Source organism: Citrobacter pasteurii (genome assembly GCF_019047765.1).
Lineage (GTDB): Bacteria > Pseudomonadota > Gammaproteobacteria > Enterobacterales > Enterobacteriaceae > Citrobacter > Citrobacter pasteurii.
This window is the reverse complement of record NZ_CP077262.1, coordinates 1,971,279-1,988,925: the sequence shown is the minus strand read 5'-3', so window position 1 is coordinate 1,988,925 and position 17,647 is coordinate 1,971,279. Positions and strand designations below refer to the sequence as shown.

Below are 17,647 nucleotides of genomic sequence, written 5' to 3'. Positions count from 1 at the left end.
CCTACAAGTCATATCTGCGCTATTGCACGCTGATACGTAACGCTGCAGCCGTGGCAAACGGGCTTAGCGTGGCGCTACCTACCAGCAACGCGCCCAGAATCGCCATGTACCCCTCAACGGGTAAGTGCATCGAGGCGGCGTCCATCGCAGCGGTCGCAAAAATCAACAATGGAATGGTTAACGGGAGTACCAGCACGCTCAACAGCACACCACCGCGCTTTAAACCCACCGTCAACCCTACGCCCGGTGCGCCGAGAAAACCCAGCGTCGGCGTTCCAAGCAGCAACGTCAGCGCCATAATTTGCCAACCATACATATCCATACCCAGCAGCAATGCCACCAGCGGCGAGAGGATCAGCAGCGGCAAACCGGTCACAACCCAGTGCGCCATCACCTTCGCCAACACCACTGCCGGTAGCGGCAATGGCAGCAGCATCAATTGTTCGAGGCTGCCATCCTGCAAGTCATCCCGGAATAAACGTTCCAGCGCCAGTAATGAGGCCAGCAATGCGGCAACCCAGATAATGCCCGGTGCAATACGCGCCAGCAGCTGCGGCTCCGGCCCAATGCTGAGCGGGAACAGTGTTATGACGATCAGGAAGAACCATAACGGATTGGCGATCTCTGCACTATGACGAAACGCAACCCGCAGTTCTAAACGGAAGATTTGCCACATCATTGCGTTGCCCTCTCGCTGGTCAGCGCAATGCGTCGCACTTTATCGGTCTCGACATTGAGCGGTTGGTGGGTGGTGAGAATAACAATACCGCCCTGCTCCGTATGCTGCGCCATACGCTGAGTCAGTCGCTCAACGCCGTTCACATCAATGGCGGTAAAGGGTTCATCGAGGATCCACAGTCGCGCGCGGGTCAGCCAGAGGCGGGCCAGTGCCACGCGCCGCTGTTGTCCGGCGGAGAGTTGGTTAACCGGAATATCTTCATATCCGGCAAGCCCTGCCTGCGCCAGCGCCGCCAGACAATCGCCATCGTGATGGAAAAACCGCAGATTCTCCAACGCCGAAAGCCGGGTTTTTATCCCCGGCTGATGTCCGATCCACAACAATTGTTGATGGTAGCTGTCCCGCACGTGATGCAGCGGTTGCTCTTGCCAGCAAACCTCCCCTGCATCGGGACGCGCCAGCCCGGTAAGCAACCGCAGCAGAGTGGTTTTCCCTGCGCCGTTGCTGCCGGTAATTTGTACCCATTCCCCTGCGTTGACGCGAAATGACAACTCGCTGAACAGTATTCTGTCATCCCGCTCGCAAAGTAATTCTCTGGCTTCAAGCATACCTGGTTATCTACATCCTGTTAAAAGCCCGGTTTGACTTCGCGCATATCAGGCAGTTTGTGCGCTATCCCTTTATGACAGTCAATACAGGTTTGCCCGTCTTTCACGGCCTGGTCATGCATTTTAGCCGCTACGCCTTTCTGGGCGGTTAAATCCATAAACTCGAAGTTGTGACAGTTCCGACACTCTTGCGAATTATTGTCTTTCATACGCCGCCATTCATTTTGCGCCATCGATAAACGGTGGTCTTCAAATTTTTGCGGTGTATCTATCAACCCCAGTGCTTTCGCGTACAGCTCCTTGCTGGCCTTGATTTTGCGGATCATTTTCGGCCCCCACTCATGAGGGACGTGGCAATCAGGGCAAGTCGCGCGCACACCGCTGCGGTTGTTGTAGTGTACGGTTTCCATGTATTCCTGGTATACCGTGTTGCGCATTTCGTGACAGCTAATGCAGAACTCTTCAGTATTGGCCTTTTCCATACCGGTATTAAAGCCGCCCCAGAAAATAATGCCGCCCACAAAGCCGATTAACAACAGCGTGCCGAGCGCCAGACGGCTGGGGCGACGCCACCATTGCCAGACGCGCTTAATCCAGCCTGGTTTACGGTTAGAATTTTCCATAATGACCTCCCGAGCCTATTCCAGTAGGCGTAAATTGTTGCAGCCAGTTTGGACACGGACAGCGCGGAACAACCGGAGCGTACTTACAGTACGTGAGGACTGTGAGCACTGCCCTGGTCCGAAATGGCAAATAAAATAGCCTAATGGGACAGGCTCTCATTTCCCGTAACCTTTCGAGGGGGTAAAGGTATTTTCAACAATCGGCGCAGCGTCAGCCTGCGGAACGTGACATTGCAGGCAGAAATAACGACGCGGCGCGACTTCAGCCAGTACCTTGCCGTTGCTGTCCATAAAGTGCGTCGGGCTGATGCGCGGCGCACCGGTGGTGCGATAGCTTTCCACACCGTGGCATTGCAGGCAGCGGTTAGTGTTAGTCGTCACCTGATACCCTTCAACGCTGTGCGGAACCATCGGCGGCTGATTCACATAATTCAGCGGCATACGCTCCTGCTCTTTCGGCATGCGAATTGCCCCTTCCTGTGTCCCTGAGACTTCCGGTGACTGGCTCAGATCCACTCCGTTTGCAGCCCAAACGGCCCCACTGACTAGCAAGGCCAGCGCGGCGGTCCATTGACTCAGCGCTTTAATCAGGTCATGGCTTTTCATTGTTTCGCTCCCGAACTCCATCGCATTTACACTTCATCCTTTAAGCTGCCTCTTTGTTAGCTGCGCTCCGAAACCCCAGTCACATAGTTACTATGCTCCTGGGGAATTTCTCGCTTGCCGCCGCGATGCATCTCAAATGATTTTGTGTATCGTTATTGTAAAAACATCCTCAGAACAGACATCCACACAGCGACCGCAGGCCATGCAATCGCGACTGGTTACCTGCACCGGACTTTGCTCATCCAGCACCGGCGCACGTAGCACATGCGGTTCCGGGCAAACATGAAAACAATCCATACAGCGGTTACATCTGTTACGTTCTTTTGCCGAGACGGTTAATGCACCTTTACTGCCCACTATGCTATACAGCGCACCCAGTGGGCAGAGATGCCCGCACCAGCCATGCTCAACAACCAGTAAATCAAATAAAAACAGCGCGAGGATCAGCAACGCTCCGCTACCGAATCCCATTACCAGACTACGTCCCAGCAGAGAGACCGGGTTTATCCACTCCCACAGCAGCGTACCGGTCAGCGCAGAACCGACCAGAATGACCACCAGCAGGACGTACCGTATATAGCGCGGCAGGGTCGCGGACTGATTCAGGTCAAACCTTCTGCGCAGCCAACTGGCTAAATCGGTAACCGGGTTCATTGGGCAAACCCAACTGCAAAACAGTCGCTTACCTGCCAGGGCATACAGCACCGTGATGATGGCGGCGCCTGTTAACGCGACTGTTGCTGGCAGGTGCCCGCTGGCCAGGCTTTGCAGGGTAATGAGTGGATCGGTTAACGGAATGGTATCCAGCAACAGGCTACTGCTGTAATTACCATGCAGGATCCACACGCCCAGCCACGGACCGCTGAGGAACATCGCCAGGATCAAAAACTGACTCAGACGACGCAGCACCAGCCAGCGATGGCTCCGCCACCACCCTTTTTTCGCCTGCGCTTCACGCCCGGCATCACGTTTACGATTTGCCATTGTTCCCCTCCAGCCAACCGAAGCGGTAATGGTGTCCTAACTCCCCTTTCGCCAGCGACAGCGGCAGCACTTTTATTGCAGGCTGCTCCAGTACGCAGACTTTTTCGCATTTCCCACAGCCGGTACAGGCATCGCTGTGCACGGTCGGAATAAACCTCGCGTGCTTGCCGGTACGCATGTTGCGGTCCAGCTCCAGGGTGATAGCCTCATCGATTTTCGGGCACTCGCGATAGCAAACGTCGCAGCGTAACCCCTGATAGTTGAGGCAGTTTTCGTGATCCAGCAGTACCGCCAGTCCCATGCGTGAATCGTCAATAGACTCAATCTCCCTGTCCAACGCGCCGCTGGGGCAGACTTTGGCGCACGGAATGTCTTCACACATCTCGCAGGGGATGTCGCGAGCGACAAAATAGGGTGTTCCGGCCGCCAGCCCGGAGGCCAACGTTGCCAATTTCAGCGTGTCGTATGGGCAAGCCTGGACGCACTGGCCACAGCGCACGCAGGCGCTGGCAAATGCGTCCTCACTCAGAGCCCCAGGCGGGCGCAGCCGCACGCCGGTTGCTCGTGCGGTTTGCTGTTGCAACCCCAGCGCCACGCCAACGACGGCCAGCCCGCCTGCTGCGCGAACCATATCGCGCAGGAAGCGGCGGCGGCCATTTTGGGGTTTTGCTGACCGGGTCATAACGCGTTACACCTTCGCCAGTTTCACAGCGCACTTCTTGAAATCCGTCTCTTTAGAGAGCGGATCCGTCGCATCCAGCGTCAGGTTGTTCACCAACTGTGCGGCGTCGAAGAACGGCATGTACACCAGCCCCTGCGGCGGACGGTTGCGGCCGCGTGTTTCAACAATCGAAATCACTTCACCACGACGGGATACCACTTTGACCTTGTCGCCACGGCGCAGATCGCGCGCTTTCGCGTCCAGCGGATGGATAAACAGCACCGCCTCCGGGAACGCACGGTGCAGTTCCGGCACGCGGCGCGTCATGCTGCCGGTGTGCCAGTGTTCCAGCACGCGACCGGTGGAGAGCCACAGGTCATATTCTTTATCCGGCGCTTCAGCAGCAGGCTCAAACGGCAGCGCGAAGATGACCGCTTTGCCGTCCGGTTTGCCGTAGAACTTGTAGCTTTCTCCAACCTTCACGTACGGATCGTTGCCTTCGCTGTAGCGCCACTGAGTCTCCTTACCGTCGACCACCGGCCAGCGTAACCCGCGCGCCTTGTGGTAATCATCAAACGGTGCAAGATCGTGTCCGTGTCCGCGACCAAACCAGGCATACTCTTCGAACAGACCTTTTTGCAGGTAGAAACCGAGTTCGCGAGATTCATCGTTCAGTTGATCTTCAGCCAGTTCGCTGACCGGGAATTTCGTTACCGCTGGCGTGGCGAACAGCACGTCATACAACGTCTTACCGCGCAGCTCGGGTTTCTTCGCCAGCAGTTCCTCCGGCCACACTTCTTCCGTTTTGAATCGGCGGGCAAACTGCACCATCTGCCACAGATCAGATTTCGCTTCACCCGGTGCTTTAATCTGCTGACGCCAGAACTGAGTACGGCGCTCGGCGTTACCGTAAGCCCCTTCTTTCTCTACCCACATCGCTGTTGGCAGGATCAGGTCGGCCGCCAGAGCACTGACCGTCGGGTACGGATCGGAAACGATGATAAAGTTGCGCGGATCGCGCCAGCCAGGCATACGCTCTTCGTTGATGTTCGGCCCAGCCTGCATATTGTTGTTACACATCACCCAGTAGACATTGAGCTTGCCATCTTTCAGTGCGCGGTCCTGCGCCACAGCATGCAGACCGATTTTCGCCGGAATTGTCCCCGCCGGAATGTTCCAGTGTTTTTCGCAGATATCGCGGTGTTTCTCGTTCGTCACCACCATGTCCGCAGGCAGACGGTGAGAGAAGGTCCCGACTTCACGCGCGGTACCACAAGCGGAAGGCTGACCCGTCAGCGAGAATGGGCCGCAGCCTGGTTGAGAAATTTTACCGGTCAGCAGGTGCAGGTTATAGACCAGGTTGTTAGCCCATACGCCACGGGTATGCTGGTTAAAGCCCATCGTCCAGTAGGAGATGACTTTTTTCTTCGGATCGGCATACAGCTGCGCCAACTGTTCCAGTTGATCTTTTGGTACGCCGGTCATTTCGGCGGTTTTGTCCAGTGTATACTCGGCAACGAAGGCTTTGTAGTCCTCAAAGCTCATCGGTTCAGAGGCATCGGAACCTGGATTTTTCGCCGCTTTTTCCAGCGGATGGGTAGGACGCAGACCGTAGCCGATATCCGTCGCCCCTTTACGCAGATTAACGTGCTTGCTAAAGAAGTCCTGGTTTATCGCATTGTTTTGAATGATATAGTTTGCGATGTAGTTGAGGATCACCAGGTCGCTTTGCGGCGTAAAGACGATGCCGTTATCCGCCAGCTCAAAGCTACGATGCTGGAAGGTAGAGAGAACGGCGACGTTGACGTTAGGATCGGACAGACGACGGTTGGTAATACGCGACCACAGGATTGGGTGCATTTCCGCCATATTTGCGCCCCACAGGACGAAAGCATCCGCATGCTCGATATCGTCATAACAGCCCATCGGCTCATCCATCCCAAAGGTACGCATAAAGCCCACAACGGCTGACGCCATGCAGTGACGCGCGTTCGGATCGATGTTGTTCGAGCGGAAACCGGCTTTGAACAGTTTTGCGGCAGCGTAGCCTTCCCAGATGGTCCACTGACCGGAGCCAAACATACCAATAGCGTCTGGCCCTTTCTCTTTCAGAGAGGCTTTAAATTTCTCTTCCATCACATCAAAGGCCTGATCCCAGCTAATCGGGGTGAATTCGCCTTCTTTGTGATATTTGCCGTCTTTCATGCGCAGCATCGGCTGCGTTAAACGGTCTTTTCCGTACATGATTTTCGGCAGGAAGTAACCTTTGATGCAGTTAAGCCCACGGTTAACCGGCGCATCCGGGTCCCCCTGACATGCCACAACACGCCCTTGTTGAGTGCCTACCAATACGCCACAACCGGTACCGCAAAAACGGCACGGGGCTTTATCCCATTTGATGGCTTCTTGCTGACCGACTACCGCACGGGCTACGCCCGGCACGCTTAACCCGGCAGCCGCCGCAGCGGCCGCAACGGCGTTAGCTTTCATAAAGCTACGACGACTGAGTTTCATGGTGTTTCCTCACCTTGCTCATCCTGCTGGTGATAAACCAGCGACACCGCCAGCACGCCCGCAACGTTGCGCACTGACTCAATTGTTTTCATTAGCGTTTCACTATGCTCAGCTTCTACCACCACAATCAGCTGACCGCTTTCCACATCGCTGAGAGCAACTTCGCAACCCGGAAACGGACGTAACTGCGTGGCGATATCGCTGATGTACTGACTTTTGGCCTGAACGACCAGGCTGCAGACCTGCCAGTTAGTGTCCATGGTTGTACTCCGCATTAATGGCTGATACCGGACAGATAGCGACACACGCGCCGCATCCGTTACATGCCTGGTTGTCGAGCTGTGGCTGATAAATACCGGACAGCGTGGGACGAAAGGTAATGGCCATGGGTTCACAGCTATCCTGACAGCGATGGCATTCAACGGACTGATGCGCGAGACAGTTGTCACCGATCGAAAAATTCAGATCCCATGCCCTGGTGTGGCGCGGAAGAAAAAGTGATTCGGGACAGGCTTCTGCGCAGGCATAGCAAAAGCTGCACTCGCCATGTTTGAAATTTACGCTCGGGTAACCACCCTGGCCTCGCTGCAGGATGTCGGTTTCACACGCCTGGATGCAGGCGTCACAACGGAGGCAATGAGCCAGAAAGTGAGAGTCTTCCTTGCTCCACGGCGGACGAATCCCATTGCTGGCTTTACGCCAACTGCCTGTCAACATGCCTCGACGGGATAAATCAACCATGACATTGTCCTTCCATAATGACGCTCTCCCTGAGCGGGTTGAACGACAATAAAAAACGCACTATTTATGAGTAGTTATTTTTAGCCGTAAGATATTTCAGGATGTGTTTGAGGTGCATACCCCAATTGGGGTAAATGCTGTTGCCGGATCAAAAGAGTGTTGAGTTGGCGGGAAAAAGTGCGCTTTTGTTCACATTTCAATGAGTTATATAATCAATTATATAACGAAAAAATTAAACAGAGAATAATCTCATTATTCAGATAATTCATGGTGTTTATCGCTACATAAATTATAAATCTTCAATTAATACACTTAAAATATAAGTAAATTTAGATTAATGGACGATATAAATATGCTAACCTGCCCTTGATACGTTCATAAGACAGAAGAAAGGAAATACTGTGAACAATAAGATGAAGACAATTGTCCCTGCCGTACTCCTTGCCGCCTTCGCCAGCACCTCTGTGTGGGCGACAACCACCGATGCCAGCGCTCAGCCGCTGGAAAAAGTCGCCCCTTATCCTAAAGCGGACAAGGGAATGAAGCGTCAGGTTATTCAGCTTACTCCTGAGAAAGATGAATCTACTCTCAAAGTAGAACTGCTGATCGGACAAACGCTGGAAGTTGACTGCAACCAACACCGCCTGGGCGGAGAACTGGACAGCAAAACGCTGGAAGGTTGGGGATATGACTACTATGTCTTTGACAAAGTTACGTCTCCGGTCTCAACCATGATGGCTTGCCCGGACGGTAAGAAAGAGAAGAAATTCATCACCGCGTATCTGGGTGATGACGGTATGCTGCGTTACAACAGCAAGTTGCCGATTGTGGTCTACACCCCGGAAAACGTGGAGGTGAAATACCGCATCTGGAAAGCAGAAGATAAGATTCAGGACGCCGTCGTGCGATAAGTGAGAATGTGCCGGATGGCGGCGTAGCGCCTCATCCGGCATTTTATTTACAGCGCGATATCCGCCACGGCTTTCTGCTCAGGTTGCGGTTGTGCCTGAGGTTTCAGCTGTGGTTTCGGCGCTTCATCAGCGACCTGCGGCTTATCATATTTCAGCCCCAGAACGTCACTGGTGTACTGCAGCTCTTGTTCCGTAGCCTCAACGTTACCGTTCAGCTTCGTGCCATAAGACGGAATAATCGTTTTCAGCTTCGCCTGCCACTCAGGGCTGGCTACTTTATCTTTAAACACTTTTTCCATCAGATGCAGCATGATCGGCGCCGCGGTTGACGCTCCCGGAGAAGCCCCCAGCAGTGCAGCAATGGTTCCCTCTTTATCGCTGACCACTTCGGTTCCCAGACGCAGAACGCCGCCCTTCTCAGCATCGCTTTTGATGATCTGCACGCGCTGACCCGCTTGCCACAAACGCCAGTCTTCTTTCTTCGCCTCTGGATAGTACTCCTGCAGAGCAGCAAAACGATCGTCGTCGCTGAGCATCACCTGGCTTACCAGATATTTCACCAGATCGAAGTTATCCAGACCAACATTCACCATCGGCATAAAGTTCGACGTGGTGGTAGAACTGAGCAGATCCCACAATGAACCATTTTTCAGGAACTTGGTGGAGAAGGTCGCGAACGGCCCAAACAGCACCACGCGTTTACCATCGAGGATACGGGTATCGATGTGCGGCACGGACATCGGCGGCGCGCCGACTGATGCCTGACCATACACTTTCGCCAGATGGCGATTTACCACGTCCGGATTGTCCGCAACCAGGAACTGCCCACCAACCGGGAATCCGGCATAGCCTTTCGCTTCCGGAATGTCGGTTTCCTGCAGCAGTTTCAGTGCTGCACCACCGGCACCAATGAAGACAAACTTCGCCTTAATATCGTGTTCCGCTTCGTTGTTTTTCAGATCGGCAACCGTGACGGTCCAGCTATTATCCGCGTTACGCTTAAAGCCGCGAACTTCGGTGTTCAGTTGCAGCGCAAAATTAGATTTTTTCTGCAACGATGCAATCAGCTGGCGCGTAATTTCACCGTAGTTCACGTCAGTACCGATCTCGGTACGCGTTGCCGCAACTTTCTGTTTCGGATCGCGGCCTTCCATAACCAGAGGCGCCCATTCTTTAATCTGCGCGTGATCTTCAGAGTAGCGCATACCGCGGAACAGGGTGCTTTGCTGGAGTGCCGTGTAACGGGCACGCAGGAAATTCACGTTCTCGTCGCCCCAGACAAAGCTCATATGGGGAACAGTGGTGATAAACGAGCGGGGTTCATGCATCACGCCGTTGTTGACCTGATACGCCCAGAACTGGCGGGAAATCTGGAAGGCTTCGTTAATGTCGACTGCCTTTTCAATACTGATGCTACCGTCAGCCTTTTTAGGCGTGTAGTTCAGTTCCATCAGTGCGGAGTGGCCTGTTCCGGCGTTGTTCCAGCCGTTTGAACTCTCCTGAGCAACGCCATCCAGTCGCTCTACCATGGTCATTGACCATTGCGGCTCCAGCTCCTGCAAATAGGTTCCCAGTGTGGCGCTCATAATGCCGCCGCCAATCAACAGTACATCCGTTTCCTGCTCTTCCGCCGCTTTCGCTTTTGCTGCCATTGAGACAACATTCAGCCCTAGGGCCATGGTGAAGAGCATGGCAGTCACTTTTTTCATAATGTTAATGCCTTACTTTTAGTATCGCTTTTTGCTTTTTATGCAGGTGAAAATCGAGCGGCATCAACGGTAACACTTAAGTAAAAATAATTAAATATTGTTTATAAATTATATTTAAATTTTAAAAATGTTATTAATACGTTGATTCTTTATGTGGTTATTGACAATCATTTCTGGAAACCTCCCCGTCAGACGGGTACTATGCTGCGCTTTGCTATTCACCGCACGGATGCCTGTCGGTCTGCTGTCATCAGGCCTTTTCTGACCTGAGAGTAACTATGTCTGCAACACACTCTTCCCCTGCCGCGATGGCAGAACACACCACCCGCATCGTGTTACGCCAACCCCACCTGCTGGTTCGTGAAACGCTGGCTGGTGTGGTAACCGCCCTGGCGCTGATCCCGGAAGTGATTTCGTTTTCAGTTATCGCCGGCGTGGACCCTAAGATCAGCCTGATAGCCTCGGTAGTACTGTGCCTGGCGATGTCCTTTTTAGGTGGGCGTCCGGCAATGGTTACCGCCGCTGCAGGATCGGTTGCATTAGTCATTGGCCCGATGGTGCATCAACACGGCGTGCAGTACATCCTGCCTGCGGTAGTGCTGGCCGGGATTATTCAGATCCTGTTTGGTGTGTCAGGAATGGCACGTTTGATGCGGTTCATCCCCACAGCTGTGATGACCGGTTTCGTCAACGCGCTGGGTATTTTGATTTTCTTTGCTCAGGTCCCGCACTTCTGGGGGAAAAGCCCGTTAATCTGGGGGCTGTTCGTCCTGACGCTGCTGATTGTGCTGTGGGTTCCGCGGTTTATCAAAGCCATCCCCGCGCCGCTTATCGCCATTGTGCTGCTGACGGTGTTCACTGTCGCCAGCGGGCAACTGTTACCGACCGTCGGTGACGAAGGTTCAATGAGCGGCGGTCTGCCGGGCTTGACGCAGTTACTCGTACCACTCAACCTGCAAACGTTAGCCATTATCTGGCCCTGCGCGCTGAGCATCGCTTTTGTTGGATTGATGGAATCGCTATTAACTGCCCGACTGGTTGACGACCTGACGGTCACCCCGTCGAATAAAAACCGCGAAAGCACCGGACTGGGCGTAGCCAATATCCTGGCCGGTTTTTATGGCGGCATCGCCGGATGCGCGATGATCGGTCAAACGATTGTCAACATTGAGATGGGGAAAGCCCGCAGCCGTGTTTCCACGTTTGCCGCCGGGCTGGTCTTGCTGCTGCTCGTCACCGCACTCAGCGAGGTGATGGCAAAGATACCGATGTCAGTACTGGCGGGAATTATGGTGATTGTGGCGGTAAAAACGTTTAGCTGGCACAGCATCCGCCCCACGACGCTGACCAACATGCCGGTCGCCGAAACGCTGGCAATGTTGGCTACCGTCGCCGCGACAGTCTCTACCGGCAACCTGGCGATTGGCGTGGTTGCCGGCGTGATCACGATGTTGATACTGCCGCGCATCGTCAGAGGGAAACGGGCGTCTACATCAAAAACAGCGTCGCCAGACCCAGAAAAATAAAGAATCCGCCGGTGTCGGTGATAGCGGTAATCATGACGCTGGAGCCGACCGCCGGATCGCGCCCCAGCTTGACCATCGTCATCGGAATGATAACGCCCATTAGCGCCGCCATCAGCAGATTGAGCATCATCGCCAGGGTCATCACGCCGCCCAGCGCCATATCATCGTACAGCCACCAGGTGATGCCGCCCATGATTCCGCCCCAGACAAGGCCGTTGATCAGCGCCACCCCCATTTCACGCAGGATCAGAAACGTCAGGTTGCCAGGCTGAATATTCTGCAACGCCAGCGCCCGGACGATCATGGTGATGGTCTGATTACCCGTATTACCACCAATCCCTGCCACAATGGGCATCAGCGAGGCCAGCGCCACCAGTTGTGAAATGGTGTGCTCGAAACCGTCGATTACCCGCGAGGCGATAAAGGCGGTACAGAGATTAATTGCCAGCCACGCCCAACGGGTTTTTACCGCTTTGGTGACCGGAGCGAATACGTCCTCTTCGGCACTTAAGCCCCCCATTCGACGCAGATCGGTATCGGTTTCTTCATAAACCACGTCGACGATCTCATCGACGGTTAAGCGTCCCATCAGCTTGCCGGAAGGGTCAACCACCGCAGCACTGACCAGGTTGTCACGTTCAAACGTACGCGCAGCGTTCTCGGCGATATCTTCCGGAGAAAATGTCAGCGGATCATCCTCCATCACTTCGCTGACTTTGCGCTGCACGTCATTGAGCAGAATACAGGTTAGCGTCAGTTCGCCCACCAGAACTTTATTGCGATCGGTTACGAAGAGTTTATCGGTGTTCTCCGGCATTTTTCCCAGCCGCCGCAAGTACCGCTGCACCACTTCCAGCGTCACGTCCGGACGAACGGTGATGACTTCGAACTCCATAATCGCACCAACGCGATTCTTCTCGTAGTGCAGCACCTGACGTACGCGCGCCCGCTCTTCAGCAGGCAATGATGCCAGCAGTCGACCGGTAAGGTTACGGGGTAAATGCTGTACCAGATAAATCTGTTCGTCGATGTCGAGATATTGCAGCGCATCCAGTAGCTCGCGGTCGCTCATCTCGTCGATCAGGTCATCCCACACATTTTCTGATGCTTCAAGCAGGACGTTGCCGCGTTTTTCACTTTCGACCAGTCGCCACAGGGCGTGACGCTCTTCGGAGGGCAGTGCTTCAAGGGTATCGGCCAGATCGGGTGGCGGCAGATGCGCCACCAGTGCCCCTACCTCAGCAATATCGTCGGCTAACGTACCGACGTCATATTGCTCAGCCAGGGTAAGCTTACCCAATAATGTTGAAATAATGGCTTTATCAGTGGTCAGTAGCCAGATAAGACGAGCACGTTCCTCGTCACGTAGCCTGGCGCTGTTTTTGTTTATTACGGACATTAATCATAAATCCATGATATGAAATATCATCAATCATGATGCCGAATTATGTAAATAACAATAAACGAGGCCGCCGGCTGGATAAAAAACCGGCGGCTTACGGAGATCAGGCGGTACGGGCTACCGCATCACGCGAGGCGGCGTCGCGCTCATCACCCAGCAGCTCGGTTAGCTGGCCGTTGCGCATCTCGAGCAGCCTGTCGGCATGGATAAAGTAGTGATCGTCATGACTAATGGCGAAAATGGTTTTGCCCATCTCCTGCATCAGCGGCAACAATACCTGGTAGAATTCACGCCGGAAATGCGGATCCTGATCGGCGGCCCATTCATCCAGCAGAATAATGTCGCGCTCCTCCGCTAAAGCCAGCAACAGCGCCACACGCTTTTTCTGCCCTTTCGACAGCTTCAGGTTGAGAATGCGCCCGTCGTTCAGCTCCAGCTTGTGCACCATTTGCAGATGTTCCAGCCACTTTGCTACCAGCACCGGAGAAGCCTCTCTGCCTTCGGGTCCCAGCAATTTGTCAAACAGCCAGACGTCGGTAAACACCGCAGAGAACAGCTTGCGGTAGTCCTCCGGTTTTTCGACAGCAACCGCCTTGCCATCCAGTAAAATCTCACCAGACTGCGGCTGGTACAACCCGGTCAGCAACATCGCCAGCGTGGATTTACCGCTGCCGTTACCACCAATCAGGAAGATCAGTTCACCACGACGAATGGTCAGATTCACTGGCCCAACGGAGAACGTATTATCCTGATAGTGGAAAACCACGTCGCGTAACTCCAGCGTTTGCCAGTTCGGAAATGCGGTTGGCCGCGGGAATTCTGCCTTGAAGGGGGCCAGGGAGAACTTATTCAGCTTGTTGAACGCCACCTGTGCAGTCAGCAGCGTTGGCAGCGCGCCGACGGCAGAGAGCAGCGGCGTGCGCAGGAATAGCAGCGTCAGCGAATAGGTCGCCGCCACGGCGGTATCCGCCCAGCCCAGACTGTTGGCCATCCAGAATACCAGGCCAATGGCGCCCAGCATCATAATGTTCGACCAGTTGACCGCGCTCAGGTGGAAGGTATCGGCACGGATAATATGATGACGGTACTCTTTGGCATCCGGGACGTACAGCTGATTAAAGATATGCTCCGCACGTTCCCGGTTGAGCGTCAGCTCTTTGCGCCCTTCCAGCACCGTCTGGTAGTCGTTGTACAGCTTGTCTTCGGTTTCACGCAGGGTAGCCATGTGTTTATACACCCGCGCCACCAGCACAAATCCGCCCCAGATGGTGATTGCCATCCAGATTGCCGTCACCAGCAGCATTTTAGTCGACAGCATGGCCAGATACGCCGCCGACCCCACGGTCAAAATAATCCCCTGTACCAGCTCAGGTAGGCGGACAAAGGCAATGGTAATGTTACGGATATCGCTGGTTAAACCGGCCAGTAACGAGGCGCTACCGATTTGCTCGATACGTTCGACGTGGGTGTCCAGAATTCGTTTGATAAATTCGCTACGCAGACGGTAGACAAAGTGGTGCCCCAGCGTGGTGAGCGCCAGCTGTGAACCGAGGGTGACGACCATCAGTAACAGCAGCAGGCCAAGAAACTCCGGTAGCACCATCAGCGTGGTGTCGACCGTTTCAATCAGGCGCTGATTAATAAACGCAATCAGCCCAATCCCCAGCGCGGCACTGACAAGGCTGAGCGCCATGACGCTGATAAATGGCCAGCGATACTGCCGCCAGACAAGAAGTAAAAGTTCCATGCAAACAACCCGGACAAGTAATAACAGCCCGCAGTTTAAACATCTCTTCGCTGACAGCAATAATAATTCTTATTCTTTTTTACCTGCCTGGCGAAACGTCAGGTTGTAACGACAATCTCCCGTCAATGGATGATACCCCGTCTTGAGAGGCTGGACGCCGTGATAAAACAGCCGCGAGTTTCCCCCCCATACCACCACATCGCCATGTTCCAGCAATACTCGCTTTAAGGGATCGTTGCGCCGTAAGCCACCAAACTGAAAAATTGCCGGCAGGCCCAGCGATACCGAAACGATAGGCGCTCGCAGGTCAGGCTCATCTTTATCCTGATGTAAAGACAGTTTTGCCCCCGGCGTATAGCGATTAATAAGGCAAGCATCCGGTTGAAAATCAGGATAGCCTGCGGCCGTTGCCGCCTGTTGGCACTGCTCAGCAAAGACCTCGGGTAATGGCGGCCAGTGAGCGCCAGTTAATGGATCGACCGGTGAATAGAGGTAGCCATGTTGATCCGTTGTCCAGCCCAGATGGCCGCAATTCGTCATGGCTACCGACATCGTATAACCGCCAGGGGTGACCATCTGGCGAAACGGCGACTGTCTGGCTGTCGCCGCGATTGCCCGCAGTAAAGCGGGGGCGGATTCAAATGCAAAACGCCGCAAAATCACCGCACCTGACGCCAGCGGCTCGTGCCAGGGTTTCTCATCTGCAAAGAGATCGAGCATTATGTTTCCTCACGGGTGGCTTCACGTTGCAACAGTTGCGCCTTGCGTGTTATTCCCCAACGATAGCCAGAAAGCGCACCATCGCCGCGAATTACGCGGTGACACGGGATCACAATGGCCAGTTTGTTCGCCGCACAGGCGCTGGCTACGGCACGCACCGCCTTCGGCTTACCGATAGTGCTGGCCAGTTGCTGATAACTCACCGTCTCACCACAAGGGATTGCCCGCAGCGCTTGCCATACCTGCTGCTGAAAGGCGGTTCCCTGAATATCCAGCGGCAGTGACAGTGCAGTATTGCGCGTGTTAATCACGGCGATCACTTCACGCACATGTTGTTGAAACTCCGCATCGGCGGGCTCGTCACGTGCCGTCGGAAACAGTTCCTGCAATTCTGCTATCAGCGTAGCATCGTCGTCGCCCAGCAAGATCGCGCAGATACCTCGTTCACTTTCCGCTACCAGGCAGCGACCCAGAGCGCAATCTGCGAGGGTATAGCGCACAGAAACATTACCGCCGCCTTTACGAAATTGCCTGGCGGTCATGCCTAACGCCTGATCCGCTTTGCGGTAATAGCTGCTGCTGTCGGGGAATCCGGCGTCAAGAATCGCCTGCGTTACCGGTGCGCCTTTTGCCAGCGCGTCACGCAGGCGACGGGCACGCCACGACTGTTGCCAGGCTTTGGGGGTCATCCCAGTGGTTGCTTTGAACAGGCGATGCAGGTGAAACGGGCTCATCGCAACATGCTGCGCAAGAGCCTCCAGTGTGAGGGGGGACTCTCGCTCCAGCAACTGACAGGCGTGGGCTATTTTGCCCAGCCGCTGCTGTTGCGCGCTATCTTTGTCCGGCTGGCAACGTTTGCAGGGACGAAACCCTGCCGCCTGTGCCTGCTCTGCATCCGCGAAGAAACTGACATTTTTACGCAGCGCATGTTTTGCCCGACAGGACGGTCGACAGAAAATGCCGGTAGTCTGAACAGCAAAAACAAACTGACCGTCAGCATCCGCGTCACGGTCCAGCACAGACTGCCAGCGTTCATCATCAGTTATATGTAAGAGATTTGTCATGATGGACTCCTTTGTTAAGCATAGCGCTTAGCCTCAGTGTGTCCGCATTGTGGGTTATAAAAACCCGCAATCTTGCTTTTTAATTTTTTTCGCTGACCAGGAAGCTTTTAAATTGCGGCGACATCCAGGTTTTAAACCCTTCGCCTTCTTTAACAATCATATACACCGCCAACCCTTCGCGACGCACGACCTCTTTGGCTTTTTGCGGGCCAAGCACCATTAGCCCGGTATCCCAACCGTCAGCCTCCAGCGCCGTAGGTGCAATCACCGTCACAGAGACCAGATTGTGTTCGATCGGACGGCCGGTTTGCGGATCGATAACATGGGACAGACGTTTTCCGTCCAGTTCGTAATAGTTGCGATAGCTACCGGAGGTGCTGATGCCATGTCCATTGATATCGACAATCGCCTGGACCGCGTTTTCACGATCGGTCGGTTTCTGTATTGCCACACGCCACGGTTGCCCCTCGGCATTCATTCCACGGCTGCTCAGAGCACCACCAACAGAAACCAGATAGCGGGCGATCCCTTCCTGTTCCATCAATCGCGCCAGATGATCAGCCGCATACCCTTCCCCCACGGTGGAGAGATCAACGTACAGCGCCGGCAGATCTTTCTGCAAATAATTCTGGTGCGCCTCATTAACAACCTTCAGATGTGAAAGCCCGGTTTGCGCTTTTGCCGCATCAATTCTTGCCTGTACAGGAGTATGCAGCGGTTGCTGCTGTGGACCAAAGCCCCACAGGTTCACCAACGGACCGACGGTGATGTCCATCGCGCCGTTGGTTTTTGCGCCAATACGTAACGCCGATGTCACAATATCCGCCAGCGCATCATTCACCGGCCACGGTGACAGGCTTTTTGACAGGTTAAAACGCATCAGCGCAGAATCGTTCTTATAGGTAGAAAGCAGTTGATCATCAGCATCGAGCTGAGTCTGGATCTTCGCCTGCAACTCTCCGGCACGTTTGGCATCCACGCCAACCACACTGACCCGCCAGAAAGTGCCCATGGTTTTGCCTTCCAGGACTGTCGCGGTTGATGGCGCGGTCTGGGTTGATTTCGGAGCCTCATCGCACCCGACAAAAAAGAGTGTTACAGCCACGAGCGCTGCACGATAAAAAATCATATCCATACGTGATTACCCTTATG

General features: G+C 54.3%; 17 protein-coding genes. 2 read left to right on the top strand and 15 right to left on the bottom strand.

Going from position 1 to position 17,647, the window contains the following annotated elements; genetic code table 11:
- Positions 1-19: 19 nt before the first annotated feature.
- The 9 genes from ccmB to napF form a co-directional block, all read right to left on the bottom strand.
- Positions 20-679, bottom strand: a complete 660-nt coding sequence (ccmB, locus tag I6L54_RS09555; protein WP_005129323.1) for a heme exporter protein CcmB — start codon at positions 677-679, stop codon at positions 20-22.
- Complete coding sequence (ccmA, locus tag I6L54_RS09550) at positions 676-1,287, bottom strand: cytochrome c biogenesis heme-transporting ATPase CcmA (RefSeq protein ID WP_040230582.1); 612 nt, start codon at positions 1,285-1,287, stop codon at positions 676-678. Before ccmA ends, ccmB begins: the two co-directional genes overlap by 4 nt.
- Before the next feature lie 20 nt (positions 1,288-1,307).
- Positions 1,308-1,910, bottom strand: coding sequence for a cytochrome c-type protein NapC (napC, locus tag I6L54_RS09545; RefSeq protein WP_040230580.1), 603 nt, complete (start codon positions 1,908-1,910; stop codon positions 1,308-1,310).
- A 156-nt stretch (positions 1,911-2,066) separates the two neighbouring features.
- Positions 2,067-2,516, bottom strand: coding sequence for a nitrate reductase cytochrome c-type subunit (gene napB / locus I6L54_RS09540; RefSeq protein ID WP_005129333.1), 450 nt, complete (start codon positions 2,514-2,516; stop codon positions 2,067-2,069).
- 132 nt (positions 2,517-2,648) lie between these two features.
- Positions 2,649-3,500, bottom strand: coding sequence for a quinol dehydrogenase ferredoxin subunit NapH (napH, locus tag I6L54_RS09535; RefSeq protein ID WP_005129335.1), 852 nt, complete (start codon positions 3,498-3,500; stop codon positions 2,649-2,651).
- Entirely contained in the window at positions 3,487-4,182 is a 696-nt protein-coding gene (gene napG / locus I6L54_RS09530; protein WP_005129337.1) for a ferredoxin-type protein NapG, read from the bottom strand. Before napG ends, napH begins: the two co-directional genes overlap by 14 nt.
- Positions 4,183-4,188: 6 nt before the next feature.
- Positions 4,189-6,675 carry a nitrate reductase catalytic subunit NapA gene (gene napA, locus I6L54_RS09525; RefSeq protein WP_005129339.1) on the bottom strand — a complete coding sequence of 829 codons (2,487 nt, stop codon included), beginning with the start codon at positions 6,673-6,675 and terminating at the stop codon, positions 4,189-4,191.
- The gene (napD, locus tag I6L54_RS09520) at positions 6,672-6,935 is read right to left on the bottom strand and encodes a chaperone NapD (protein ID WP_040230578.1); all 264 of its coding nucleotides are present in this window, start codon (positions 6,933-6,935) and stop codon (positions 6,672-6,674) included. The genes napA and napD overlap by 4 nt, the downstream gene beginning before the upstream one ends.
- Positions 6,925-7,416, bottom strand: coding sequence for a ferredoxin-type protein NapF (napF, locus tag I6L54_RS09515; protein ID WP_040230577.1), 492 nt, complete (start codon positions 7,414-7,416; stop codon positions 6,925-6,927). Before napF ends, napD begins: the two co-directional genes overlap by 11 nt.
- 413 nt (positions 7,417-7,829) lie before the next feature.
- Between napF and eco the strand changes: the two genes are divergently transcribed.
- Complete coding sequence (eco, locus tag I6L54_RS09510; RefSeq protein ID WP_005129346.1) at positions 7,830-8,327, top strand: serine protease inhibitor ecotin; 498 nt, start codon at positions 7,830-7,832, stop codon at positions 8,325-8,327.
- Positions 8,328-8,374: 47 nt separating this feature from the next.
- Here eco and mqo read toward each other — a convergent pair whose 3' ends face one another.
- Entirely contained in the window at positions 8,375-10,036 is a 1,662-nt protein-coding gene (gene mqo, locus I6L54_RS09505; protein WP_040230576.1) for a malate dehydrogenase (quinone), read from the bottom strand.
- A 278-nt stretch (positions 10,037-10,314) separates the two neighbouring features.
- On the opposite strand from mqo, the gene I6L54_RS09500 reads away from it, so the two are divergent.
- A complete protein-coding gene (locus tag I6L54_RS09500; RefSeq protein ID WP_005129349.1) occupies positions 10,315-11,562 on the top strand; it encodes a SulP family inorganic anion transporter in 1,248 nt (415 codons plus the stop codon).
- Here the strand turns inward: I6L54_RS09500 and mgtE are convergent.
- The 5 genes from mgtE to apbE form a co-directional block, all read right to left on the bottom strand.
- Positions 11,525-12,961, bottom strand: coding sequence for a magnesium transporter (mgtE, locus tag I6L54_RS09495; protein ID WP_005129351.1), 1,437 nt, complete (start codon positions 12,959-12,961; stop codon positions 11,525-11,527). The genes I6L54_RS09500 and mgtE overlap by 38 nt on opposite strands.
- Before the next feature lie 106 nt (positions 12,962-13,067).
- Positions 13,068-14,711: a multidrug ABC transporter permease/ATP-binding protein gene (locus tag I6L54_RS09490; RefSeq protein ID WP_040230575.1), complete on the bottom strand. Its 1,644-nt coding sequence runs from the start codon at positions 14,709-14,711 to the stop codon at positions 13,068-13,070.
- A gap of 69 nt (positions 14,712-14,780) precedes the next feature.
- Positions 14,781-15,431, bottom strand: coding sequence for a DNA oxidative demethylase AlkB (gene alkB, locus I6L54_RS09485; RefSeq protein WP_040230573.1), 651 nt, complete (start codon positions 15,429-15,431; stop codon positions 14,781-14,783).
- Positions 15,431-16,495: a bifunctional DNA-binding transcriptional regulator/O6-methylguanine-DNA methyltransferase Ada gene (gene ada / locus I6L54_RS09480; RefSeq protein ID WP_005129364.1), complete on the bottom strand. Its 1,065-nt coding sequence runs from the start codon at positions 16,493-16,495 to the stop codon at positions 15,431-15,433. The genes alkB and ada overlap by 1 nt, the downstream gene beginning before the upstream one ends.
- A 79-nt stretch (positions 16,496-16,574) precedes the next feature.
- The gene (gene apbE / locus I6L54_RS09475; protein ID WP_005129367.1) at positions 16,575-17,630 is read right to left on the bottom strand and encodes an FAD:protein FMN transferase ApbE; all 1,056 of its coding nucleotides are present in this window, start codon (positions 17,628-17,630) and stop codon (positions 16,575-16,577) included.
- Between the last annotated feature and the right edge of the window lie 17 nt (positions 17,631-17,647).